Genomic DNA, 22,820 nt, shown 5'->3' on the forward strand with positions numbered 1-22,820 from the left:
CGGGAGTTTCCATTCGTCCAAGGCGGATGCGCCCGGCTGCTGCGAGGATGCAGGCATGCCTAGCTGGGATGACGTGGTGACGATGGCGTCGCGCCTGCCTGAGGTCGAGGAAGCGACCTGGCACCGGACACCATCGTTGAAGGTGGCCGGGAAGGGCTTCGCGCGCCTGCGGACCGAGGCCGAGGGCGGGCTCGTGCTGATGTGCGAGCTGGACGAGAAAGCAGCGCTGCTCGCGACCGGTGACGCAGCCTTTTACACGACACCGCACTACGACGGGTACGGCGCGATCCTCGTCGACCTGGCGAAGATCGACCCCGGCCGGCTGGCAGAGCTGGTCGAGCAGGCGTGGCGACTCAAGGCGCCCGCCAAGCTCCGCAAGGTGCTCGACCGTGAGTAAGGCCCTGGCTACGGCCCGGCGAATCGCCGACGAAGTGCTGTTCCCCACCGCAGCAGCGGTCGACGTCGCCGACCGGGTCCCTCCCGGTCATCTGGACTTGCTGGCGGAGCAAAGTTTTTACGGGCTTGCTTCTCCTCAGTCCACTTTGGACGTGCCCGACTACCAGACGGTGCAACGAATCGTGGAGACCTTCGCCGGAGGGTGCCTCACGACGGCGTTCGTATGGGTGCAGCACCACGGCGCGGTGATGGCGGTGGCCGAGTCGCGCAACGAGACCCTCCGCACGGCGTACCTGGCTGATCTCACCACGGGCGCGGTGCGAGCAGGTCTCGCCGCGGGCGCTGCCACCCGTCCGGGGCCGCCGCTGCTGCGCGCCACGCCTGCCGACGGAGGCTGGATCTTCGACGGCACAGCACCGTGGGTGACAGGTTGGGGAATGGTCGACGTGCTGCACATCGCGGCCCGCGACGACAACGATCTGCTGGTGTGGGCTCTGCTCGATGCCGCAGAAAACGCGGCGATCACGACAACGCCGGTGGAGCTGATCGCGGTGCAGGCCAGCCGGACGGTGACGATGAAGGTCGAGCAGCTGTTCGTACCGAACGAGAAGGTCACGTCCACTGTGTCACTCGCCAAGCACCTTGAAGGCGACCTGGAGTCGGTGCGTTTCACCGGATCGCTCGCGCTCGGCGTGGCCGGGCGGGCAGCCCGGCTGGCGGACATCGACCACGCTGAACTCGACGCGGCACGAGACGTGTTGCACCACGCAAGTCACAGCGAGGTCCCGCAGGCACGGGCCGCCGTTGCGGAGTTGGCGCTGCGAACGGCGGCCGCACTCGTCGTGCATGACGGAAGCCGGGCGATGCTGCCACGTGAGCACGGGCAGCGCCTTCTACGCGAGGCCGGGTTCCTGCTCGTGTTCGGGTCACGACCAGAGATCAAGACCGCGCTGCTCGACCGCCTCACCTCTTGATCGCCAGCTCTCGCCCCGGTCCAACTGGTCGGGGTTGGCGAGATGGACAAGGATGCAGGTCCAAGCACGGAATCTCTGAGCTCCGATCTCAACGACGAGGATCAACATGTCGACTGCACACCCCACTGCGATCATCACCGGTGGGACCGGCGGCATGGGGCTGGCAACGGCAGGGCTCATGGGTCACGACCACCGAATCGTGCTGGCAGACCTCGACCGGACGCGCCTCGATGACGCGGTGCGCGAACTGGCCATGGCCGGAGTTGAAGCGATCGGCGTGGTGTGCGACATCACCGACAAGGCATCCGTCGAGCAACTGTTCCAGCGCGCGGAGTCTGAAGGAAGTCACGTTCGCGCAGTGGTCCACGCCGCTGGAATCAGTCCGCACATGGGCACGGCTGAACGCATCGCTCGCATCAACGCGACCGGCACCGTCAACATCGCGCGAGCATTCCTCGCGCGAGCTGCGGACGGTGACGCACTCGTCAACGTGGCATCCACCGCCGGACACAGCATTCCCAGGATCCTCGTCCCGCTCCGTGCTTTCCGCCTTGCCGAGCAGCGGCCCGACGACTTCGAGAAGGCGATCGTCAGTCGCGCGCGGGTCGTCGGCCGGAAGCTCAAACCCGGGCTGGCCTACGCGATCAGCAAGAACTTCGTCCACTGGTACAGCCGTTTCCTCGCGGCCGGGTTCGGAGAGCGGGGAGCGCGGGTCGTTTCCGTCTCTCCAGGGAGCTTCGACACCGCGATGGGGCGCCTGGAGGAGAACCACGGCGCCGGCGAGCTGGTGAAGTCGGCAGCGATCAAGCGATTCGGCAGGCCTGAGGAGGTCGCGGCTGTGCTCGCGTTCTGCGCGAGCGAGGCACCCGGCTATCTGACCGGGGTCGACATCCTGGTCGATGGGGGCACCAAGGCCGGGAAAGAGTTGGGAACGAGAGGTCGACGGCAGGCGCGATGAGTGGCGCCACCCACACCGGAACGCCGAGCCGAAGCGCAAGGTTCAGCACGTTGCCAAAAGCCGAACCGCACCGCTAGCTCTGACAGCCACATCCCGACGCCGTTTGGCCTCCGTGACGGTGACGGCCGGGTCGACCGACTGCTCACCGGAAGTGCAGCAGGCGCTGACGCCACAGCACGACGCTTCACTCTGCGCCGGTGCTGTTGCACCGGCAGACTCGATGCCGAGTGGCTTCACGGCACGAACAATGGCTCCGTGCATGCCATCGGCGGCCTCGAACGTCGGAGTGATCTCGATGCCGGTGAAGCCGGCGGTCTGCAGGCCTTCGCGGTACTCGGTGAAGGTGAGCGCTCCGGCGATGCAGCTGACGTAGGAGCCGCGTTCGGCTCGCTCGGCAGGGGTGAGGTGGTCGTCGGCGACGACGTCGGAGATGCCGAGACGGCCACCGGGACGCAGGACGCGGAAGGTCTCGGCGAACACGGCGGGCTTGTCGACGGAGAGGTTGATGACGCAGTTGGAGATGACGACGTCGATGGTGTTGCCGGGCAACGGGATGTCTTCGATGTTGCCCTTGAGGAACTCGACGTTGGTGGCGCCGGCCTTGTCCGCGTTGGACAGGGCGAGCGCGAGCATCTCGTCGGTCATGTCCAGGCCGTAGGCCTTGCCGGTCGGACCGACGCGACGGGCCGAGAGCAGGACGTCGATGCCGCCACCGGAGCCCAGGTCCAGCACCCGCTCACCCTCGCGGAGGTCGGCGACGGCGATGGGGTTGCCGCAGCCGAGTGAGGCCGCCACGGCCTCGGCTGGGAGTTCGTCGCGCTGGGCCGCCGGGTAGAGCGTCGCGCCGAAGGTCTCGTCGACCTCCACGGCCTGCGGTCCACAGCAGCCGCCCCCGCCTTGGGCGACGGCGGTCGCGGCTGCGGCGTAGCGGGCACGGACGGTCTCGCGCAGCTCAGTCTGCTCACCCATGGGAGGCTCCTCCAGGCTGTATTGAAGTTTGTCTATGTATTGTTGCGCGAAACCCGAAGTGCCGTCAATATTGAAATATGTCGAAGCAGGAGCCCGGTTGCTGCGAGCCGCTGCCGGAAGACCCACTGGCAGCGGTTCAGGCGGCCGAGCTGTCGGGGATGTTCAAGGCGCTGGGAGACCCGGTGCGCCTGCGGCTGCTGTCGATGATCGCTTCCCGGACCGAAGGCGGGGTCTGCGTCTGCGAGCTGACGCCGGCGTTCGAGCTGTCCCAGCCGACGATCTCGCATCACCTCAAGCTGCTGCGGCAGGCCGGTTTGGTCGACTGCGAGCGCCGGGGCACGTGGGTCTACTACTGGGTGCGCCCGGAGACGACCGACCGGATGGCCGCGATGCTGAGCAGCGTGCGGCAGCAGGTCACGGCCTGAGCGTCAGCGCGATCTTCGCGACCGTTGCCTTCGCGGTCGGCCCGACCCCGATGAGCGTCGCCGACGCGGGTCCGGTCCAGCCGCCGTAGCCGAGCAGGTGAAGGCGCGGCTCCCCGGTGGCGGTCGTACCGTCCACTGCGACGCGACCGTCGGCGTCGCGCACACGCAGCGGAGCCAGGTGGCCCAAGGCAGGGCGGAAGCCGGTGCACCACACGACAACATCGGCCCCGGACAAGGCTTCGACGTCCGTCGGGACGGCCACGAGCAGTCCGTTGTCGCGGGCTTCGCGAACGGGAGGTACGGCCACGATGTCGCCGAGTTCGCTGACGCCGCCGCGCCGGGTGGCGATGTCGAACAGCGCTTTGCCGTCGATCTCGTCCGGCATGTACCGCGGCGGCCGGCGCGTCATCCAGGTCAGCTCGGTGTGCGGTATGAGGTCGGCGGCGATCTGCGCGCCGGAGTTGCCGCCGCCGACCACGACCACCTTCTGGCCGGCGAACTCGTGCGGGTCGCGGTAGTCGACGGTGTGCAACTGGCGGCCGGGCAGGTCCACCAGAGGCCGGAAGGGTCGCCACCAGGTGCCCGTTGCGCTGATGACGTGCCGCGCCGACCAAGTGCCGGAGTCGGTGTGCACCAGCAGGCGGTCGCCGTCGTGCGTCACCGAGGTGACCTGGACGGGCCGCTGGACGGGGATGTCGTAGCGCTTCTCGTAGGCCGCGAGGTAGTCGACGACGTGCTGTGCGGTCGGGTATCCGTCCGGAAAGGACGGCATGGGCCAGCCGGGCAGCGAACTGTGACGGGCGACGGAGAACAGGCGCAGCGAGTTCCACGTGAGCGGCCACGCCCCACCTGGCACGGGTTGCGCGTCGAGCACCACGTGGTCGATGCCCGCTCGGCGCAGGTAGAAGGCGGCGGCCAGCCCTGCCTGACCGCCGCCGACCACCACGACGTCAGACTTGAGCACGAGCCGCCCAACGACGACGCAGCCAGAGGCTGACGTAGACGAGCGCGACGAGGACCGGCACCTCGATCAGCGGCCCGACCACACCGGCCAGGGCCTGCCCGGACGTCACGCCGAACACACTGATCGCGACGGCGATGGCGAGCTCGAAGTTGTTGCCCGCGGCGGTGAACGCCAGCGTCGTGGTCCGCTCGTAGGAGAGTCCGGACGCCTTACCCAGCGCGTAGGAACCGGCCCACATGATCGCGAAGTAGACCAGCAACGGCAGCGCGATCCGCACGACGTCGAGCGGCTTGTTCGTGATGGTCTCGCCCTGCAACGCGAACAGGATGACGATCGTGAACAGCAAGCCGTACAACGCGACTGGACCGACCCGCGGCAGGAACTTGGATTCGTACCACTCCCGGCCACGGGTCCGCTCCCCCAGCTTGCGGCTCAGGTAGCCGGCCAGCAGGGGGATGCCGAGGAAGATGAGCACGGACTTGGCGATCTCCCACGCGGAGAAGTCCACCGATGCGGTGTCCAGACCGAGCCAGCCGGGCAACAGGTCGAGGTAGAACCAGCCGAGCACACCGAACATGACCACCTGGAACACGGAGTTCAACGCCACCAGCACGGCGGCGGCCTCGCGGTCGCCGCAGGCGAGGTCGTTCCAGATGATGACCATGGCGATGCAGCGGGCGAGGCCGACGATGATCAGCCCTGTCCGGTACTCCGGCAGATCAGCTAGGAAGATCCAGGCCAGCGCGAACATCAGCGCCGGGCCCAGCACCCAGTTCAGCACCAGCGACAGCACCATCGTGCGGCGATCGCGGGTGACGGTGTCGAGCTTGTCGTAGCGGACCTTCGCGAGCACCGGGTACATCATCAGCAGCAGGCCCAGGGCGATCGGCAACGAGACGCCGTCGACTTTCACGGCGTCCAGCACGCCCTGCAGGCCCGGAACGCCGCGGCCGAGCAGCAGGCCGGCGACCATGGCGACGCCGATCCACACCGGCAGGAACCTGTCCAGGAAGGACAGTCGGTGCAACACGTCCGGTGCCGCGGTTTGCTTGGTGCTCAACAGGTTCTCCGTCAGGTCAGTCGCAGCAGGCGCTGCTGTCGCGCAGCGGTCCTCCTGGCGCCAGCACGGCGGCCAGGGTGTCGATGGCGGCGTTGTCGATGCGGTACCAGCTCCAGGTGCCGCGCCGTTCCCGGCTGAGCACACCGGCGTTGACGAGGATCTTGAGGTGGTGGCTCAGCGAGGACTGCGGCATGTCGAACTGGTCGGCGAGGTCGCAGAAGCACGCCTCCTGCTCCTCGGTCCGCCGCACCAGGCCGACCAGTTCGACCCGGATCGGATCGCCGAGCGCCTTGAACAGGCGTGCGGCGGTCGCCGAGTCGAGCAGCGTCTGGTCCGGGCTCGTCATGACGATGACCATAACGGGTTGAATTGACAAAAGTCGATACACGGGGTGTGATCTGCATCGACATACTTCGGTCCAAGGAGATCTGATGTCCCGCACGAGCGGACTCCCTCAGCACGAGCTCACCGCCCAGCTGCTCCGGATCACCGACGAACTCTCCGACAGGTTCCACGGCGTGTTCAGCCGCGAGACCGTCGCCAAGGTCGTGGACGAGACCTACGACCTGCTCGCCGAGAACGCCACCGTCACCACCTACCTGCCGGTCCTGACCGCGCGCTTCACCAAGCAGCGGCTGGCCGACCAGGGCCGCGCCGACGGCCTGACGACCATCACCGTGCCGCAGGTCCTGTTCATCTGCGTCCACAACGCCGGCCGCTCCCAGATCGCCGCCGCGCTGCTGGAGCACCACTCGTTCGGCAAGGTCTCCGTGCGCTCGGCGGGCAGCAAGCCGACCGGCACCATCCCGCAGACCGTCACCGACGCCCTCAACGAACTCGGCATCGAGCTGACCGAGGCGTTCCCCAAGCCGCTGACCGACGAGGTCGTGCGCGCCGCCGACGTCGTGGTCACCATGGGCTGTGGCGACACCTGCCCGGTCTACCCCGGCAAGCGCTACCTGGACTGGGACGTCGCCGACCCGGCGGGCGCGTCGCTGAACACCGTGCGGGAGATCCGCGACGACATCGACCGCCGCATCCGCGGCCTGCTGTCCGAACTTCTCCAGGACTGAGACACCGCTGTTCACCTGGATCACGCATCATGAGAACCACCGCAACGAGGAGATGACCGTGTCCAAGACCCCCGAGGTGCTGTTCGTCTGCGTGCACAACGCGGGCCGCTCCCAGATGGCCGCGGCGCTGCTGCAGCACTACGGCATGGGGCGGATCAGCGTGCGCTCGGCCGGATCCGAGCCCGCAGAGAAGGTCAACCCGGCGGCCGCGGCCGCCGTGGCCGAGTGGGGCCTCGACATCACCGCCGAGGTCCCCTCGAAGCTCACGACCGAGGACGTCGAAGCCTCCGACGTCGTGATCACCATGGGCTGCGGCGACACCTGCCCGGTGTTCCCCGGCAAGCGCTACCTCGACTGGCAGCTCGACGACCCGGCGGGTCAGGGCATCGAGTCGGTCCGTCCGATCCGCGACGACATCGACCGCCGCGTGCGCGGCCTGGTCGCCGAGCTGCTGGACTGACGCGGAACGCTGGCGGTCGACAACACGGCCGCCAGCACCCCGATCACACCCAGCACGACGAACACCGCCGGGTATCCCCCGAGCCACGCCGCCATGGCACTGCCCGCCCACGGCGCGATCGCCGCCGTCAGCATCACCGGCACGGCGAGCAATCCGCTCAACTGTCCGTAGTGGACAGCGCCCCAGCGATCGGTGATCGCCGTTGCCTGCACCAGCGTGAAGATCCCGCGTGCCACACCTGCGAGCACGGAGCCGGCGATGAGCAGCAGGGCCGGGCCGGGGATCACGCCCAGCAACGTCGTCACCACCGCACTTGCCAGCAGGACCAGCGCTGTCCGCGTGCGTACCGACGTCCTCGCGGCCAGCCTGGCATAACCGAGCCGTCCGAGTACCTGGCCCACCCCTCCGAGGCCCAGGGCCACGGCGGCCGCTGATGTCGACATCCCACGTTCGGTCAGCAGCGGCACGAGGTTGACCACAACCGCGTAGACGCTGAACGCCGCCAGGCTCATCGAGATCGTCAGGACGATGAACGGCCTGCTTCTCGCCACCGCCGACGGATGATGCTCCGCCTCGTGCTCGATCTCCGGCCACGGCAGCCGCAAGCCGAACAGATGCAGCGGAACCGTAGTGACAGCAAGGATTCCAGCCAGCACCAGGTAGGTGCCTCGCCAGTCCAGATGCGTGTTCAGCACGGCGGTCAACGGTGCGAACACCGTGCTGGCCAGTCCTGCCACCAACGTGAGCGCGGTCAGCGCCGACACCCGCCTCGCCCCGTACCAGCGGGTGAGCGCGGCGAAGGCGGGAGCGTAGAACACTCCGGCCATCGCGACACCGATCAGCAACCACGCGATCGTGAACCACACCAACGACTGCGCGGTCTCCAGCATGATGAGCGCCGGCACCGCGACGATCGAGCCGGTGGTCATGATGGCGCGTGGACCGCGGCGGTCCAGCAGTTTGCCCACCGGCACGCCGACGAGTCCCGCCACGATCTGGCTCGCCGAGAAGCCAGCGGTGATCGCGGCCAGCGACCACCCGGTCTGCGCACTGATCGTCGGCAGCAGCACGGGAAACGCGTAGTAGAGAATCCCCCAGCTGATGATCTCGGTGGAGCACAACACGATCAACACGCGGCGCAGCCCGGCGCCTGTGCCGGGCCGCGCCGTCGTGTCAGCGCGCACTGGACGCGAGGCCGACCGTCAGTTCCCCCTGCTCCGGCGAGCCGCAGCAACCACCCTCGTTCTTCTGCTCCTCCGGTGCGTCGAACACGCCGGCGCCACCGCACACCCCGGTCTCGGGCAGCACGAGCTCGACACGTCCGGCGGCCTCGTGGTCACCGGCGATCGCGGCTACCACCGATCGCGCCTGCTCGTAGCCGGTCAGCGACAGGAACGTCGGCGCGCGGCCGTAGCTCTTGATGCCGACCAGGTAGACGTTCGGCTCGGGGTGGCGCAGCTCAGCCTCGCCGTGTGGGTAGACGGTGCCGCACGAGTGCACGTTGGGGTCGATGAGCGGCGCGAGCTTCGACGGCGCCTGCAGCACCGGGTCCAGGTCGAGCCGAACTTCCGACAGCCACGACAGATCAGGCCGGAACCCGGTCAGCACAACGATCTCGTCGATGCCTTCGACCTGGTGGCCGTCGAACGACTCCAGCGTGAGACTGCCGTCCGCGGCACGTTCGATCGCAGCGGTGCGGAACCCCGTGGCGGTCTCGACGTACCCGGCCTCAGCAGCCTTCTTCGCCCGCAGACCCAACGCACCGCGCGCCGGCAGCTGGTCGGCCTCCCCACCACCGAACGCGTTGCCGACCGCACCGCGGCGCAGCAACCACACGATCTTCGTGCCGGGCTCCTGCTCCGCGAGCTCTGCCAGCACGACCAACGCGGTGAGCGCGGAGTGCCCGCTGCCCGCGACCGCGACCCGCTTGCCCGCGTAACGAGAGCGTTCGGCCACGAGATCCGGCACGCGGTAGGTGATCTTCTCGGCCGCAGCCTTCTCCCCCACCGCGGGAAGCCCGTCTCCGCCCAGCGGGTTCGGCGAGCCCCACGTGCCGGAAGCGTCGATCACCGCACGCGCAGTGATCCGCTCTTCCCCCTCGGCGGTCTGCACATGCACGGTCAAAGGCTCGTCCTCGCGCCCGGAGTCGACGATCCGGTCGCGCCCACGCCGTGCCACGCCCACCACTCGGGCACCGAACCGAACCCGGTCGCCCAGCACATCGGCCAACGGCCGGAGGTAGCTCTCCACCCATTCCCCGCCGCTCGGGTACGCGTCCCCGTCCGGCCGTACCCAGCCGGCCTCCTTCAGCAGCCGCTCGGCCGCCGGGTCGACGAGTTCGCTCCACTGCGAGAACAGCCGGACATACTTCCACTGCGACACGGCTGCACCGGCGCGATCGCCCGCCTCCAGCACGAGCACCTGCTCGCCCCGTTCGACCAAGTTCGCCGCCGCGGACAAACCCGCAGGCCCGGCACCCACCACGACGACTGGCAACTCGCTCACGACGCACCCCTTGTATCGACAGATTTCGAATCAACACCAGGGACTCTATCGACCGGGATCGATTGACGCAACCATCGATTTGCGTCGATACTTCAACCATGACGACCACAGCGGCCTCACCGGCCGTGCTGCCTGCCGACGACGCCGCGACCTACGCGGACTGGTTCGCGTGCCTCGCCGAACCGACCCGCGTGCGACTCCTGCACGCCGTCGCCACCGCGGCACGCTCGATGACCGTCGGCGAACTGACCGAACTGCTCGGCGTCAGCCAGTCCACCTGCTCGCACCACGTGCGCAAGCTGGTCGAGGTCGGCTTCCTGCGCCAGCACAAGGAAGGCACCGCCACCCACGTCAGCGTGAACCCGTCCTGCTGCACCGGCCTGCCCCACGCCGCCGACGTCGTCATGGGCGTGCTCGCACCGCGCCCGTGCTGCCCCGGCAACCTCCCGGCGGACGTCCTGCTGCGTCCGTTGGAGATCTCCGACTGGACCGCTGTGCGCCGCATCTACGGCGAAGGCATCGCCACCGGCGACGCCACCTTCGAAACCGAAGTACCCCTGCGCAGGGCGCTCGACGCCAAGTGGCTTCCTGAGCACCGCTGGATCGCCGAGATCGACGGCCAGGTCGCGGGCTGGGCCGCCCTCACCGCCGTGTCCACACGGGACTGCTACGCCGGCGTCGCCGAGACATCCGTCTACGTAGGCACGGACTTCCGCGGCCGCGGTGTCGGCAAAGCCCTGGTACACAAGCAAGTCAATGCCGCCGACGACGCCGGCCTCTGGACGTTGCAGACCTCGATCTTCCCCGAGAACCGCGCAAGCCTCGCCCTGCACCACTCCGCGGGCTTCCGCACCCTCGGCGTCCGCGAACGCATCGCGCAACACCACGGCGTGTGGCGCGACACCGTCTTCCTCGAACGCCGAACCGCCATCTGACACCCATCTGACCACTCATCTGACCACTCATCCGTCGCCGTGCTCGGCGACGGCTACTTCGAGGTGCCCATGAACAGCCACGACGCCATCGTCATCGGCGCCGGCCAGTCCGGCCTCGCCGCGGCCCACGCCCTCCTCGCACGAGGCCTGCGCCCCCTCGTGCTCGAAGCAGGCGACGAACCAACCGGCTCCTGGCCGCACTACTACGACAGCCTCACCCTGTTCTCCCCCGCCCGCTACAGCGCGCTGCCCGGCCTGCCGTTCCCCGGCGATCCCGAGCGCTACCCGCACCGCGACGAAGTCGCCGACTACCTGCGCACCTACGCCGCGCATCTCGGCGCCGGCATCCGCACCGGCCACCGTGTCGCAGAAGTGGTGCGGGACAACGAGTTCCGTGTCGCGACCGCCGACGGAACGAACTTCACCGCGCCGATCGTCATCGCCGCCACCGGCGGATTCGGCAACCCGTACCGGCCCGCCCTGCCCGGCCTCGACGACTTCCCCGGCACCGTCCTGCATGCGGCGCAGTACCGTTCGCCCGCACCGTTCCACGGCCGGCGCGTCATCGTGGTCGGCGCCGGCAACTCCGCCGTCCAGATCGCCGCGGAACTCGCCGAACACGCCCACGTCACCCTCGCGACCCGCAAGCCGGTGAAGTTCTCGGCTCAACGCCCGTTCGGCCGCGACCTGCACTTCTGGCTCGACCGCACCGGCCTCGACCGTCTCCCGATCGGCCCCTGGCTGCCCGGCGGATTCACCACCCCGGTCCTCGACACCGGCCGCTACCGCAGCGCCATCGACGATCGGCGCCCCGACCGCCGGCCGATGTTCACGGCGCTGGAGGGCTCGAAGGTCATCTGGCCGGACGAACGGCGCGAACACGTCGATGCCGTCATCCTGGCCACCGGGTACCGCCCCGACCTGCCGTACCTCGACCGGCTGCGCACCGAGCACGACCGCGGAGTGTCCCGCCACCACCGCGGACTCGGCTTCGTCGGCCTGGAATGGCAGCGCAGCCTCTCCTCCGCCACCTTGCGAGGTGCCGGACGCGACGCCACCCACGTCGTTCGCCGTCTGCTCACGTAACCGGGTTCACGGCAAGACCCCGCGCGTCTTTCGAAATGCCGCCAAAATTCTTGCTCACCACCGCAAAGATCCTTCAGTGAATGAAACACGCAGGTCAGATACTCACAGCCGATTCTCAGGGACCGTTCGCCGGATTCTTCTGATCACGCGGACACGATCGGCGCCTGCCAGTTATGCGTGTAGCATGGAGACAAAACGCCACTTCCTGAACGGCGCTTCCAAAAAGGCCTGACGCTCCATATCGGAACATCACCCGGCCAGATCAGCGCCCCGGGAACGGAGTACCGATATGAGCACGCAGACCTGGACGACCCATCCGTTGACCACGAAGCGGCTGACCTTGCGACCCTGGCAGGTCGACGACGCACAGGCCGCACTGGAGATCTACGGGCACGCCGAGGTGACTCGGTGGCTCAGCCCCGACATGGACCGGGTGCCAGACCTCGCGGCCATGCGGCTGCTGCTGCAGCAGTGGGGCGCAGAAAGCGCCCGGTTGCCCGTTCCGGCCGGTCGATGGGCCATCCAGCGCAACACGGACGATCGTGTGATCGGCGGCGCCGTCCTGCTCCCGCTGCCGCCGGGCGACGAGGATCTGGAGATCGGCTGGCAGCTGCGCCCCGACACCTGGGGCAACGGCTACGCCACCGAGACCACCCACGCGCTGGCCGGCTGGGCGTTCAGCCAGAACGTCCAGGAGATCTTCGCCGTCGTCCGCCCCGGCAACGCCCGCGCCGCCGCCACCGTCCGGAAAAACGGCATGCACTGGGTCGGCGAGACCACCAAGTACTTCGGTGTCGAACTGCAGGTGTTCCGCCTCCGTGCGGCCGACCTCGATCTCGCGGCGCCCGCGGCACTCCAGCCACCCAACCTCAGCGGCGACTGATTTTCCGCACCGCGCAGCCCCCAACATCAAGGAAACGGACACAGTGGATCAGCTCAGCCTCGGAGTCATCGCCCAGTCCCGCAAGGAGAACGAGCTCCGGCTTCCCCTCCACCCGCTGCACCTGGACCGGATCGACGCGGACCTCCGTGGCCGGATCTACCTCGAACACGGCTACGGGGAACGCTTCGGCGTCTCCGACGAGCGGCTCGCGGCATCCGTCGCGGGACTGCGCTCGCGGGAGGAGCTCATCGCGGAATGCGATGTCGTCCTGCTGCTCAAACCACTCGCCGAGGACATCGCGCAACTGCGGGAAGGCCAGGCGCTGTGGGGCTGGCCGCACTGCGTCCAGGACGAGAAGATCACGCAGCTGGCCATCGAACGACGGCTGACGCTCATCGCCTTCGAGGCCATGAACCACTGGACCTCCGACGGTTCGTTCAGCCTGCACGTCTTCCACAAGAACAACGAGCTCGCGGGCTACTGCTCGGTGCTGCACGCCCTGCAGCTGACCGGCTCGACCGGCGACTACGGGCGGCGGCTGCGCGCCGTCGTGATCGGCTTCGGCGCGACCGCACGAGGCGCCGTGACGGCTCTCAACGCACTCGGGGTGCACGAGGTCACCATCCTCACCAACCGCGGCGTCGCCGCCGTCAACGCACCGATCCACTCCGCACGGATCATCCACTTCGACCACGACGATGCCGATCCGCAGCGCAGCCACGCCTTCACCGACAACGGCCGCGTACCGCTGGCGGAACTCCTCGCGGAACACGACATCATCGTCAACTGCGTGCTTCAGGACACCGACGCGCCGCTGACGTTCCTCACCAACGACGATCTGTCCACTTTGGCCTCGGGAACACTGGTCATCGACGTCTCCTGCGACGCGGGCATGGGCTTCGAATGGGCGCGCCCCACCACGTTCGACGAGCCGGACTTCCTGGTGGGTGACCACGTGCGCTACTACGGCGTGGACCACAGCCCGTCCTACCTGTGGAACTCGGCGACCTGGGAGATCAGCGAAGCGCTGCTGCCGCACCTGCGTTCGGTGCTCACCGGCGACTGGGACTCCAGCGAGATCATCCAGCGTGCCGTCGAGATCCGCGAGGGAACCATCGTGAACCCGCGCATCCTCTCGTTCCAGCATCGATCATCGGAGTACCCGCATGCCCGCGGCTGAGCTGCACACCGCCGTGCCGGCAGACCGCTCCGCTGCCGGTGACGTACGGCACCCGGTGTCACCGCAGGAACTAATTCGGCCTCGGCGGTGTTGTACGGAGTGGTCGTAGAGTTTTGTGTTCGTGTTCATCACGCTCGCGGAAACGATGTTGCGGGCGCTTCTTTCTTTTTCTTGCAGGACAAGCTGGAGAAGTCGCCGTCTGAACCCGGCCTGGGAACCGCATCCTGCGGCGCCCACACCCAGCACCAGCAAGGAGAAAGACAATGACTCAGGGAACCGTGAAGTGGTTCAACGCGGAGAAGGGCTTCGGCTTCCTCTCCCGTGAGAGCGGACCGGACGTCTTCGTGCACTACTCGGAGATCGACGGCGACGGCTACCGCAGCCTCGAGGACGCCCAGCGCGTCGAGTTCGAGGTCACCCAGGGCCCCAAGGGCCCGCAGGCCACCGCCGTCCGCGCCATCTGACCTCATACCGTGCTCCTGCCGGCTGACGCCCGCTGGCGGAGACACCGACCCGGTGCCCCTCGACGATCCCCCGACCGAGGGGCACCGGCCTTTCACACCGATTACCACCGTTGCCTCACGGGTATCCGCACGACGGAGAACGTCAGCTGTTTCCGGAGGTAAGAACGGAGATAAGAACGTGAGTGCGAAAGTCGAATCGATCGCCCCCCGAACAGATGCCGCGCCGCAGCCCATGCTGGCCGGCGAGAAGTCCCCGACCGAAATGTTCCTGGTCAAGATGTTCGCCGTGATACCGGCGCTGGCACTCGCCGCAGCGATTCCACTGGCTTGGGGCTGGGGCCTCGGCTGGGTCGACGTCGGCCTCGCCGTGTTCTTCTACACCCTTACCTGTCTCGGTGTGACGATCGGATTCCACCGCTATTTCACCCACGGAGCCTTCAAAGCCAACCGCGCGCTGCGGATCGCGCTCGCGGTCACCGGCAGCATGGCCATGCAGGGCCCGATCATCGGCTGGGTCGCCGACCACCGCCGCCACCACGCCTACGCCGACCGCGAAGGCGACCCGCACTCGCCGTGGCTCTTCGGCACCTCGGCCCGCGCACTGGCGAAGGGCTTCCTGCACGCCCACATGGGCTGGATGTTCCGGCGGCAACTGACCAACGCCGCGCGCTTCGCGCCCGACCTGCTGGCCGACGCCGACATCCAGCGCGTCAACCGCTGGTTCCCCGCGCTGACCGCCGCGACACTGCTCGCACCGGCACTCGCCGGAGGTCTGATCACCTGGAGCTGGTGGGGTGCGCTCACCGCGTTCTTCTGGGCGAGTCTCGTCCGCGTCGCCGTGCTGCACCACGTCACCTGGTCGGTCAACTCGATCTGCCACATGATCGGCGACCGGCCGTTCGAGGCGCGTGACAAGTCCGCCAACTTCTGGCCACTGGCGATCCTGTCGATGGGCGAGTCCTGGCACAACTCCCACCACGCCGACCCCACCTGCGCCCGCCACGGCGTCCGCCGCGGTCAGCTCGACATCTCCGCGCGCCTGATCTGGGTCTTCGAGAAGCTCGGCTGGGCCACCCACGTCCGCTGGCCGAGGCCGGAACGTCTCGCCCGCAAGCTCAAGACCACCACGTCCTGACATCAGTGGAACAGTGGGGCCGTCAGCGGACGCAAAGGTTCGCTGCCCCTCACTCGCGCCTGACTTCGCGGAGGACACATGGCCAGGCGATCGACCGGACCCGCACCGGGCGACGTGCCCGCGGATGTGGCGGCGTTCGTCCAGGCACTCCGGGAGATCAGCCTGGCAGGGAGGACGCTTTCGGCCAAGGAACGCCACGACCTGCACGGCGCGGGTGCCGACGCGGCGGAACGTGGTGTGCCGCTGCGCGAGCTGATCAAGGGGCATCTCGCGGAGATGTGGCGATCATGGGCGACCCTGCCGGGCGTGGCCGCCGCCCAGAACACCGATGCCCTGAAACGAATCGGTGAAGCCGTGTTCCGGGCAGCGGAGGACGCCGTCGGCGAACTGACGAAGGGATACGAGGAGACCCAGCGCTGGACCGTGCGCAGGGACGAGTCGCTGCGTCGCGAGTTCATCGACGACCTGCTCACCGGACGCGATCTCGGCCAGCTCGCGGAACGTGCCGAGCGGTACGGGCTGCAGCTCGCCGGCACGAACGTCGTCGCGGCGGCGTCCGCGTCCCAGTCGTTCCTCGACTCGGGCGCGGCGACGTCGAGCGTCCAGGCCGCGATGAGCCTGCGGTTCAGCTCCCGCCACGTGCTCGTGGCCGCGCGCGAGGGCCTCCTGGTGTGCGTGGTCCCGCACGACCTCGCCGGCGCACCCGAGGAGTTCGCGCGTCAGGTCAGCGAGGTCGTGGGACGGAGCTCCCGATGGCGGGTCGGTCTCGGCCAGCCGCAGTCCGGTCCCGGCGGAGCGGTCCGTTCCTTCGAGCAGGCCCGCAACGCCCTCGACATCGCCGACCGCCTCGATCTGGGCGAACGGTTCGTCAAAGCCGCGGATCTGCTGGTCTACCAAGTGCTTCTACGTGACAGCGCGGCACTCGGCGAGCTCGTCACCGCTGTCCTCGAGCCGTTGCACGGGGCGCGTGGAGGAGCTGAGCGTCTGATGAACACGCTGGAGGCGTATTTCGCTTCCGGGCGAGTCACGACCGCCACCGCGCTCACGCTCGGCATCGGCGTACGCACGGTCACCTATCGCCTCGACCGCGTCCGCGAGCTGACCGGCTATCGCGCCGACGATCCCGCCCAGGCGTTCACGCTTCAGGTGGCGGTGCTCGGGGCACGCCTGCTCGGCTGGCCCTGATTGCCGGGCACCGGCAGGCAACGGCGGTCCAACTGGCCGGGCGGACGCCTGTCCGCCGGGCCGTATCGGGCCGACGATGGTGGGGAGACGTCGTACGTTTGAGGCGTACCTCCGTCTAGGGAGGGTCGCACCATGGATCCCTGGCTCATCTGGCTGATCATCGCGCTGGGGCTGGCCATCGCCGAGATCTTCACGCTCACCGCGGCACTCGGCATGCTCGCGGTCGCAGGGGTCGTCACGGCGGGGACGGCGGCGATCGGCCTGCCGGTTCCCGGCCAGTTGGTGGTGTTCAGCGTCGTGTCCGCCGCCGGTGTGCTGCTGGTCAGGCCGTGGGCGCGGCGAATGATGCTGCAGCCGCGGCTCGAACAGTTCGGCGTCGAAGCGTTGGTCGGTGCGTCCGGCTACGTCCTGCGCGAGGTGAACAACCACGAAGGTCTGGTGCGTCTCCGCGGTGAGGACTGGACGGCTCGTCCCTACGACGAGTCCCTCGTCATCCCCGCCGGGCGCACGGTCGACGTACTGCAAATCGACGGCAGCACCGCCGTCGTCTACCCACGGGAGTGAGCCATGTCCACACTGCTCGTCGCCGGACTCGTGCTCGCGATCTTCGCGGCGTTCACCGTCCTGCGCGCCGTGCGCATCGTGCCGCAGGCCCGCGCGCGCAACGTCGAACGCCTGGGCCGGTACCAGCGCACCCTCACGCCCGGTCTCAACTTCGTCATCCCCTACATCGATCGCGTCTACCCGCCGATCGACCTGCGTGAGCAGGTGGTCTCGTTCCAGCCGCAGCCGGTGATCACCGAGGACAACCTGGTCGTGCAGATCGACACGGTGCTGTACTTCCAGGTCACCGATCCTCGTTCCGCCGCCTACGAGATCGCGAGCTTCCTGCAGGCGGTCGAACAGCTCACCGTCACCACCCTGCGCAACGTCGTGGGATCCATGGATCTCGAGAAGACCCTCACCTCGCGCGACACGATCAACAACCAGTTGCGCGGCGTGCTCGACGACGCGACGGGCAAGTGGGGTCTGCGGGTCAACCGCGTGGAGATCAAGGCCATCGATCCGCCGCAGAGCATCAAGGAGGCGATGGAGAAGCAGATGCGGGCCGAACGCGACAAGCGGGCCGCGATCCTGACCGCCGAGGGACAGCGGCAGTCGCAGATCCTCACGGCCGAGGGTGACAAGCAGGCCGCCGTGTTGCGCGCCGAAGGGCACCGTGCCGCCACCATCCTCGAGGCGGAGGGCCAGTCCCGCGCGATCGACCAGGTCTTCCAGGCGATCCACCGCAACGATCCGGACCCCAAGCTGCTCGCCTACCAGTACCTCCAGGTCCTGCCGAAGCTCGCGCAGGGAGAGGGCAACACGTTCTGGGTGATTCCGAGCGAGGTCACCACCGCGCTGCGCGACGTCTCGAAGGCGTTCTCCGAGACGCTGCCGCGATCGGCCGCCGCCAGGACCGATGACGCCGTCGAAGCCGCCACCGCGCAGGCGGAGAAGGACGTCGCGCAGGCGAGCGAGGCAGCCGCCGAAGCGGTCTCGGACGCCGCGGACGCCGCCACACCGGTGAACGCGCTGCGCCCGGAACTGGCGGGTCGCTGAGACGGCACGGATAGTCGGTGGCGAGTCCGGGAGGTGCGTGACGGTGGGATTGGCAGAGGACGAGCAGCGCGAGCTGGACGCCATCGAGCGACGTCTCGCCGAGGACGATCCCAAGTTCGCCTCCAAACTCGTCAGGACGCCGCCACCGCATCACCGGTTGCCGCCACGCGTGCTGAAGTTGATCAGCCTGCTGCTGATCTACGTGGTCGGCCTGGTGGTGGTCATCACGGGCGTGTCGCTGTCGTCGCTCGTGCTGATCGCGCTCGGTGCGGCCGTGACCGCGGTCAGCCCGGTGATCATCGTCGTCCAGACCTGGCGCACCCGCCGAAACGACGAGCCATCGGGCTGATCCGCGTTCCTGCCAAGATCACATCAACACGGCTCAGGACGTGATCGTGGGGTACGGTCGGGCTGTTGCCGTGATGAGCGGCATGGTGTGCCGGGAAGTCTGGTCGGCGATGCGGCCGACGACACCCGGAGTGAGCTTTGGAACCCGTGAATACCCGGCTGTTCAGCCGCGCGTCCTGGCCCGAGGCCAAGCGCATCGCCGACCTGCTCCGCCTCGAGACCGTCGGCGGCGTCATCATGCTGATCGCGGCGGTGGTCGGCCTGGTCTGGGCGAACTCGCCATGGGCGTCGATCTACGAGACCCTGCGCTCCGTCGAGATCGGCCCCGAGTCACTGCACCTGCGGCTCAGTCTCGCCGAATGGGCGTCCGACGGCCTGCTGGTGATCTTCTTCTTCGTCGCGGGCCTGGAGCTCAAACGCGAGTTCGTCGCGGGCGACCTGCGCGATCCTCGTCGTGCCGCCGTTCCGATCGCGGCGGCGTTCGGCGGCGTCCTCGTGCCGGCGTTGATCTACACCGCGGTCAACCTCGGAGGTGGGCCCGCGCTGTCCGGCTGGGCCATCCCCACCGCCACCGACATCGCGTTCGCACTGGCGGTGCTCGCGGTGATCGGCCGGTGCCTCCCGTCGGCGCTGCGGACGTTCCTGCTGACCCTCGCGGTCGTGGACGACCTGATCGCGATCGTCATCATCGCCCTCTTCTACACCGATGACCTGTCACTGCTGCCGTTGCTGCTGATGTTCGTCCCGCTGGCCTTGTTCACGGTGCTCGTCCAGCGACGTATCCGGTCATGGTGGCTGCTGATCCCCTTGGCGGTGGCGACGTGGGCACTCATGCACGCCTCAGGTGTGCACGCGACCGTGGCAGGCGTGTTGCTCGGATTCGCGGTGCCGGTGATCCGCCGGTCCGGCGAAGGCCCCGGCCTGGCCGAAATGTTCCAGCACCGGTGGCAACCTCTGTCCGCCGGTGTCGCTGTGCCGGTCTTCGCCTTCTTCGCCGCCGGTGTCTCGATCGGAGGCCTGAGCGGTTTCATCACCTCGCTCACCGACAGCGTCACACTTGGCATCGTGCTCGGTCTGCTGGTGGGCAAAACGATCGGCATCACCGCGGCCACCTGGCTGGTCGCGCGGTTCACCAAGGCTGATCTGGACGACGACCTCGCATGGATCGACGTGGTCGGCCTGTCGATCCTCGCCGGTATCGGGTTCACCGTCTCGCTGCTGGTCAGCGAGCTGTCGTTCGGTGAGGGCAGCGCGGACTACAGCAACGCGAAGGTGGCCGTGCTGCTGGGTTCCGTGCTGTCGGCGTTGATCGCGACGGTGGTCCTGCGTGTGCGCAACAGGGTGTATCGGCGCATCTTCGAGGAAGAGAACCGCGACGCGGACAACGACGGCATCCCGGACGTGCACCAGGTCGATCAGGGGCGCGGGGACCGGTCAGGCTGATCGTTCAGCGACTCCATCACTGCTGCTCCCGAGCAGGCCGCTCAGGTTGCCCGGTGGGCAGGCCGTCCGGGGGCTCGACGCTCAACGCCTTCGCCACGGGCACGTCCGTCGACGAGTGCAGGACGATCGACAACGCGATGGTGATCGCGACCAGGTCGAACACGTGCTCGCCGGCGGGTATCCCCGCCTGCAGCACGAGGAGCCCGTAGACCACGGACGCGAAACCCTTGGGGCCGAACCACGCGGCGACGGACCGCTCGCGTGCGGGCAGCGGCGTGCGCAGCAACGACAGCATCATCGCCGCCGGCCGCACGAGCAGGATCGCGATGACCGCGACCGCCCAGTCCCCCACGCTCAGGTGCGAGATGCGCTCGGGCGTGATCAGCGCGCCGAAGACGAGCAGTGCCGCGAACTTGGTGATCTCGGACAGCAGGTCACCGAAGTGCTCGAAGTGTTCTGCCGCAACGCGATCCAGCGTCGCGATCGTCGATCCCGCGGCGAACGCGGCGAGGTAGGGGTTGGCGTGGGTGAGGTGGCAGGTCGCGTACAGCATCACCGCGATCGCCAACGGGCCGAGCGCCTGCAGCCGAGGTTCGGCGGTGAAGATCCGCAACCGCCACGCCAGCACCACGACCGCGGGAATGACAACGCCCAGCGCGAGCCCGGCGGCCAGTTCGATGCCGATGGTGAGGAAGTCGGTGTCCCTGTTCGCCGCGGTGGCCAGGAAGATCAGCACGAACGGCAGCGCGAGACCGTCGTTCAGCCCGGACTCGACGTTGAGCAGGCGGCGCAACCGCATCGGCACGTCGGTGCGGCCGACGATGGCGGAGGCGAACACCGGGTCGGTCGGCGAGAGGATCGCGCCGATCAGGAACGAGGTCGTCCAGTCCAGGCCGGTGAGGAAGTGCGTCGGCACGGCGATGCCGACCATGGTCAGCGGCATGGCCAGGCCCAGCGCCCTGCCCGAGAGCCGCCACCCCTGCTTCAGGTCGGGCAGTCCCGCGCGCTGGCCATCGGTGAACAGGACCGTGAACAGCGCGAGATCAGCCAGTACGGTGACGAACGCGCTGTTGGACGGAATGTCGACGAGCCCGAGACCGCCCTGCCCGATCAACGCTCCGGCGACCAGGAACATCAACGCGGTCGACAGGATCGTGCGAGCGGCGAGACCGGACAGCGAGACGCTGATCAGCAGGACCAGACCGAATGCGAGCACCAGCGCCATCGACGAACCCCGTCCACGTCAATCAAGCCCACCGCGGTTTCGCGATGGGCGTTGCCGACCAGACTTCCCGGCGCACCGCGCGCAAACATGCCGTAAAGATCCGCTCGAAGCAAACCGGCAGGTCTCGACATGAGCTGAACAGACGTTTAGTGTTTTGAACACGCGTTCAGCATTTGATCGGACATCGCGGGGTCGCCTGCTGGGCGGTGATCCGGCCGAGGCCTGTTCGCCGACGACCGCTGGCTGACGGCGCTCACCGACATCGAGAAGAGGATGAGGTCGTGAAGGTCCTGCTGGTCACCCACGGCACACGCGGAGACGTGCAACCGTTGCTGGCGTTGGCGGTGGCGCTCAAGAAGGCGGGTCACGAGGCGCTGCTGGCCGCACCGGAATCGTTCGCTTCCAGCGCACTGACGCAGGACGTCGAGTTCGCGCCCCTCGACAACGGCCCCAACAGATTGTTCGAAGATCCGCTGATGGCCGAGGCGATCGAGGGCGGGTATCGCGGCGTCCGCGGCAAGATCACCGCCCTGTCGGCCATCAGGCGCATCAAGCCGTTGATGGCCGACGTGCTGCGCGATGTCGGTGCGGTCGCACGGCCCAGCGGCGCGGATCTCGTGGTGCACACGCCCAGCGTGCCCGCACAGCACGCGGCGGAGATGCTCGGCGTGCCCGCGGTGCTCGCCGCGCTGCAACCCGGCTGGGTGCCGACGTCGGAGTTCCCGTGCCCCATGGTGCCGCTGCCCCGGCTGCCCCGGTTTTTCAACCGGGCGACCTACCTGACGGTGTCGGCGACCCTGCGCGCCTACTCCGGCATCGTCAACACGTGGCGTACCAACGACCTCGGCCTGCCACGCGGCCAGGGCCCACGTCAGGCCAACGTTCTGCAAGCGTTCAGTGCCCTCGTCACGCCCGTCGATCCCGCGTGGCCGGATTCGGTGCGCACCACCGGCTTCTGGTACCTGCCGCGGGAAGCGAACTGGGCGCCGAACCCGGCCTTGCAGGCCTTTCTGGACACTGGCCCGGCACCGGTCTACATCGGGTTCGGCAGCATGGCGGGACGTGACGCGCAGCGCACCGGTGACATCGTCGCCGAGGCGGCGCGGGCAGCCGGAGTGCGCGCGATCGTCGCGACAGGGTGGGGTGGGCTCGCCGCGCGCTCGTCGGACGATCTTCTGGTGATCGATCAGGTGCCCCACGACTGGCTTTTCGGCCGGGTGAGCGCGGTGGTGCACCACGGTGGCGGAGGGACGACAGCGGCAGCACTCGCCGCGGGTGTGCCGCAGGTCGTGTGCCCGTTCGTCGCGGACCAGCCGCACTGGGCTCAGCGGATGCATGCAGTCGGTGTCGCACCAGAACCCGTGCCGTACAGGAAGCTCGCCGTCGACACGCTGACTCAAGCGATCACCCAGGCTCTGGCACTGCGACAGCGTGCAGGAGAGGTCGGCGAGCAGATACGGGCCGAGAACGGCGTCGGCGCAGCAGTGCGCGAGCTGGAGAGGATCCACAATGGACGTGGCTGACCGCGTCGCCAAGACGTTCCGCGCGGT

The 22,820-nt window shown here is 68.3% G+C and carries 25 protein-coding genes; 18 read left to right on the top strand and 7 right to left on the bottom strand.

Going from position 1 to position 22,820, the window contains the following annotated elements; all coding sequences use genetic code 11:
- The first annotated feature begins 55 nt into the window (after window positions 1-55).
- The 3 genes from IG04_RS0135325 to IG04_RS0135335 all read left to right on the top strand — a co-directional run bounded on the left by IG04_RS0135325 (window position 56) and on the right by IG04_RS0135335 (window position 2,328).
- Window positions 56-397 (top strand): MmcQ/YjbR family DNA-binding protein, encoded by a 342-nt coding sequence (locus tag IG04_RS0135325; protein WP_030481089.1) that lies wholly within the window; start codon window positions 56-58, stop codon window positions 395-397.
- Window positions 390-1,370 (top strand): acyl-CoA dehydrogenase family protein, encoded by a 981-nt coding sequence (locus tag IG04_RS0135330; RefSeq protein WP_030481090.1) that lies wholly within the window; start codon window positions 390-392, stop codon window positions 1,368-1,370. The genes IG04_RS0135325 and IG04_RS0135330 overlap by 8 nt, the downstream gene beginning before the upstream one ends.
- A 106-nt stretch (window positions 1,371-1,476) precedes the next feature.
- Window positions 1,477-2,328, top strand: a complete 852-nt coding sequence (locus IG04_RS0135335; protein WP_036016558.1) for an SDR family NAD(P)-dependent oxidoreductase — start codon at window positions 1,477-1,479, stop codon at window positions 2,326-2,328.
- Between the two features lie 42 nt (window positions 2,329-2,370).
- Here IG04_RS0135335 and arsM read toward each other — a convergent pair whose 3' ends face one another.
- Window positions 2,371-3,297: an arsenite methyltransferase gene (gene arsM / locus IG04_RS0135340; protein WP_084401862.1), complete on the bottom strand. Its 927-nt coding sequence runs from the start codon at window positions 3,295-3,297 to the stop codon at window positions 2,371-2,373.
- Between the two features lie 77 nt (window positions 3,298-3,374).
- On the opposite strand from arsM, the gene IG04_RS0135345 reads away from it, so the two are divergent.
- Complete coding sequence (locus IG04_RS0135345) at window positions 3,375-3,722, top strand: ArsR/SmtB family transcription factor (RefSeq protein WP_030481093.1); 348 nt, start codon at window positions 3,375-3,377, stop codon at window positions 3,720-3,722.
- On the opposite strand, the gene IG04_RS0135350 is transcribed toward IG04_RS0135345, so the two are convergent.
- Genes IG04_RS0135350 through IG04_RS0135360 form a run of 3 tightly spaced genes read right to left on the bottom strand, consistent with a single transcriptional unit; the run spans window position 3,712 to window position 6,092 of the window.
- Window positions 3,712-4,686, bottom strand: coding sequence for an ArsO family NAD(P)H-dependent flavin-containing monooxygenase (locus IG04_RS0135350; RefSeq protein WP_030481094.1), 975 nt, complete (start codon window positions 4,684-4,686; stop codon window positions 3,712-3,714). The two genes, IG04_RS0135345 and IG04_RS0135350, sit on opposite strands and share 11 nt — an antisense overlap.
- Complete coding sequence (arsB, locus tag IG04_RS0135355; protein WP_030481095.1) at window positions 4,673-5,746, bottom strand: ACR3 family arsenite efflux transporter; 1,074 nt, start codon at window positions 5,744-5,746, stop codon at window positions 4,673-4,675. The genes IG04_RS0135350 and arsB overlap by 14 nt, the downstream gene beginning before the upstream one ends.
- A gap of 16 nt (window positions 5,747-5,762) precedes the next feature.
- Window positions 5,763-6,092: an ArsR/SmtB family transcription factor gene (locus tag IG04_RS0135360; protein ID WP_051771356.1), complete on the bottom strand. Its 330-nt coding sequence runs from the start codon at window positions 6,090-6,092 to the stop codon at window positions 5,763-5,765.
- A gap of 85 nt (window positions 6,093-6,177) precedes the next feature.
- Here IG04_RS0135360 and IG04_RS0135365 point away from each other — a divergent pair, with 85 nt between their 5' ends.
- On the top strand, window positions 6,178-6,819 hold the full coding sequence (locus IG04_RS0135365) for an arsenate reductase/protein-tyrosine-phosphatase family protein (RefSeq protein WP_030481097.1): 642 nt from the start codon (window positions 6,178-6,180) through the stop codon (window positions 6,817-6,819).
- A gap of 58 nt (window positions 6,820-6,877) precedes the next feature.
- Window positions 6,878-7,279, top strand: coding sequence for an arsenate-mycothiol transferase ArsC (locus IG04_RS0135370; RefSeq protein WP_030481098.1), 402 nt, complete (start codon window positions 6,878-6,880; stop codon window positions 7,277-7,279).
- Here the strand turns inward: IG04_RS0135370 and IG04_RS0135375 are convergent.
- Both IG04_RS0135375 and IG04_RS0135380 read right to left on the bottom strand, forming a co-directional pair.
- Window positions 7,198-8,412, bottom strand: a complete 1,215-nt coding sequence (locus tag IG04_RS0135375; protein WP_084401891.1) for an MFS transporter — start codon at window positions 8,410-8,412, stop codon at window positions 7,198-7,200. The two genes, IG04_RS0135370 and IG04_RS0135375, sit on opposite strands and share 82 nt — an antisense overlap.
- Window positions 8,413-8,452: 40 nt before the next feature.
- Complete coding sequence (locus tag IG04_RS0135380; RefSeq protein ID WP_030481100.1) at window positions 8,453-9,784, bottom strand: FAD-dependent oxidoreductase; 1,332 nt, start codon at window positions 9,782-9,784, stop codon at window positions 8,453-8,455.
- A 98-nt stretch (window positions 9,785-9,882) separates the two neighbouring features.
- On the opposite strand from IG04_RS0135380, the gene IG04_RS0135385 reads away from it, so the two are divergent.
- From IG04_RS0135385 to nhaA, 11 genes are all read left to right on the top strand, one after another.
- On the top strand, window positions 9,883-10,719 hold the full coding sequence (locus tag IG04_RS0135385; protein ID WP_030481101.1) for a helix-turn-helix domain-containing GNAT family N-acetyltransferase: 837 nt from the start codon (window positions 9,883-9,885) through the stop codon (window positions 10,717-10,719).
- A 69-nt stretch (window positions 10,720-10,788) separates the two neighbouring features.
- On the top strand, window positions 10,789-11,805 hold the full coding sequence (locus tag IG04_RS0135390; protein ID WP_030481102.1) for a flavin-containing monooxygenase: 1,017 nt from the start codon (window positions 10,789-10,791) through the stop codon (window positions 11,803-11,805).
- 289 nt (window positions 11,806-12,094) lie between these two features.
- On the top strand, window positions 12,095-12,688 hold the full coding sequence (locus IG04_RS0135395; RefSeq protein WP_036016560.1) for a GNAT family N-acetyltransferase: 594 nt from the start codon (window positions 12,095-12,097) through the stop codon (window positions 12,686-12,688).
- 43 nt (window positions 12,689-12,731) lie between these two features.
- Window positions 12,732-13,868 (top strand): N(5)-(carboxyethyl)ornithine synthase, encoded by a 1,137-nt coding sequence (locus IG04_RS0135400; protein WP_030481104.1) that lies wholly within the window; start codon window positions 12,732-12,734, stop codon window positions 13,866-13,868.
- Between the two features lie 263 nt (window positions 13,869-14,131).
- Complete coding sequence (locus IG04_RS0135405) at window positions 14,132-14,332, top strand: cold-shock protein (protein ID WP_030481105.1); 201 nt, start codon at window positions 14,132-14,134, stop codon at window positions 14,330-14,332.
- Window positions 14,333-14,564: 232 nt separating this feature from the next.
- A complete protein-coding gene (locus tag IG04_RS0135410; protein WP_036016561.1) occupies window positions 14,565-15,467 on the top strand; it encodes an acyl-CoA desaturase in 903 nt (300 codons plus the stop codon).
- 78 nt (window positions 15,468-15,545) lie between these two features.
- Window positions 15,546-16,652, top strand: a complete 1,107-nt coding sequence (locus IG04_RS0135415; protein WP_030481107.1) for a PucR family transcriptional regulator — start codon at window positions 15,546-15,548, stop codon at window positions 16,650-16,652.
- Between the two features lie 132 nt (window positions 16,653-16,784).
- Entirely contained in the window at window positions 16,785-17,216 is a 432-nt protein-coding gene (locus tag IG04_RS0135420) for an NfeD family protein (protein ID WP_030481108.1), read from the top strand.
- Window positions 17,217-17,219: 3 nt separating this feature from the next.
- Window positions 17,220-18,254, top strand: coding sequence for an SPFH domain-containing protein (locus IG04_RS0135425; protein ID WP_030481109.1), 1,035 nt, complete (start codon window positions 17,220-17,222; stop codon window positions 18,252-18,254).
- Window positions 18,255-18,297: 43 nt separating this feature from the next.
- Window positions 18,298-18,603, top strand: coding sequence for a DUF3040 domain-containing protein (locus tag IG04_RS0135430; RefSeq protein ID WP_030481110.1), 306 nt, complete (start codon window positions 18,298-18,300; stop codon window positions 18,601-18,603).
- A 137-nt stretch (window positions 18,604-18,740) separates the two neighbouring features.
- Window positions 18,741-20,045: a Na+/H+ antiporter NhaA gene (gene nhaA / locus IG04_RS0135435; RefSeq protein ID WP_030481111.1), complete on the top strand. Its 1,305-nt coding sequence runs from the start codon at window positions 18,741-18,743 to the stop codon at window positions 20,043-20,045.
- Window positions 20,046-20,061: 16 nt separating this feature from the next.
- Here the strand turns inward: nhaA and IG04_RS0135440 are convergent, their stop codons facing one another.
- Window positions 20,062-21,270 carry a cation:proton antiporter gene (locus tag IG04_RS0135440; protein WP_030481112.1) on the bottom strand — a complete coding sequence of 403 codons (1,209 nt, stop codon included), beginning with the start codon at window positions 21,268-21,270 and terminating at the stop codon, window positions 20,062-20,064.
- A gap of 281 nt (window positions 21,271-21,551) precedes the next feature.
- Between IG04_RS0135440 and IG04_RS0135445 the strand changes: the two genes are divergently transcribed.
- A complete protein-coding gene (locus IG04_RS0135445) occupies window positions 21,552-22,793 on the top strand; it encodes a glycosyltransferase (protein WP_030481113.1) in 1,242 nt (413 codons plus the stop codon).
- The last annotated feature ends 27 nt before the right edge of the window (window positions 22,794-22,820 follow it).

Origin of the sequence: Lentzea albidocapillata (genome assembly GCF_000719115.1) — a bacterium.
In the GTDB taxonomy this organism is placed as follows: domain Bacteria; phylum Actinomycetota; class Actinomycetes; order Mycobacteriales; family Pseudonocardiaceae; genus Lentzea; species Lentzea albidocapillata.

What these genes read in the sequence shown, in the direction of transcription:
- IG04_RS0135325 (WP_030481089.1), top strand. Translation starts at nt 56, where the DNA reads ATGCCTAGCTGGGATGACGTGGTGACGATGGCGTCGCGCCTGCCTGAG.
- IG04_RS0135335 (WP_036016558.1), top strand. Translation starts at nt 1,477, where the DNA reads ATGTCGACTGCACACCCCACTGCGATCATCACCGGTGGGACCGGCGGC.
- arsM (WP_084401862.1), bottom strand. Translation starts at nt 3,297, where the DNA reads ATGGGTGAGCAGACTGAGCTGCGCGAGACCGTCCGTGCCCGCTACGCC.
- IG04_RS0135345 (WP_030481093.1), top strand. Translation starts at nt 3,375, where the DNA reads ATGTCGAAGCAGGAGCCCGGTTGCTGCGAGCCGCTGCCGGAAGACCCA.
- IG04_RS0135360 (WP_051771356.1), bottom strand. Translation starts at nt 6,092, where the DNA reads ATGACGAGCCCGGACCAGACGCTGCTCGACTCGGCGACCGCCGCACGC.
- IG04_RS0135365 (WP_030481097.1), top strand. Translation starts at nt 6,178, where the DNA reads ATGTCCCGCACGAGCGGACTCCCTCAGCACGAGCTCACCGCCCAGCTG.
- IG04_RS0135385 (WP_030481101.1), top strand. Translation starts at nt 9,883, where the DNA reads ATGACGACCACAGCGGCCTCACCGGCCGTGCTGCCTGCCGACGACGCC.
- IG04_RS0135390 (WP_030481102.1), top strand. Translation starts at nt 10,789, where the DNA reads ATGAACAGCCACGACGCCATCGTCATCGGCGCCGGCCAGTCCGGCCTC.
- IG04_RS0135395 (WP_036016560.1), top strand. Translation starts at nt 12,095, where the DNA reads ATGAGCACGCAGACCTGGACGACCCATCCGTTGACCACGAAGCGGCTG.
- IG04_RS0135405 (WP_030481105.1), top strand. Translation starts at nt 14,132, where the DNA reads ATGACTCAGGGAACCGTGAAGTGGTTCAACGCGGAGAAGGGCTTCGGC.
- IG04_RS0135410 (WP_036016561.1), top strand. Translation starts at nt 14,565, where the DNA reads ATGCTGGCCGGCGAGAAGTCCCCGACCGAAATGTTCCTGGTCAAGATG.
- IG04_RS0135415 (WP_030481107.1), top strand. Translation starts at nt 15,546, where the DNA reads ATGGCCAGGCGATCGACCGGACCCGCACCGGGCGACGTGCCCGCGGAT.
- IG04_RS0135420 (WP_030481108.1), top strand. Translation starts at nt 16,785, where the DNA reads ATGGATCCCTGGCTCATCTGGCTGATCATCGCGCTGGGGCTGGCCATC.
- IG04_RS0135425 (WP_030481109.1), top strand. Translation starts at nt 17,220, where the DNA reads ATGTCCACACTGCTCGTCGCCGGACTCGTGCTCGCGATCTTCGCGGCG.
- IG04_RS0135440 (WP_030481112.1), bottom strand. Translation starts at nt 21,270, where the DNA reads ATGGCGCTGGTGCTCGCATTCGGTCTGGTCCTGCTGATCAGCGTCTCG.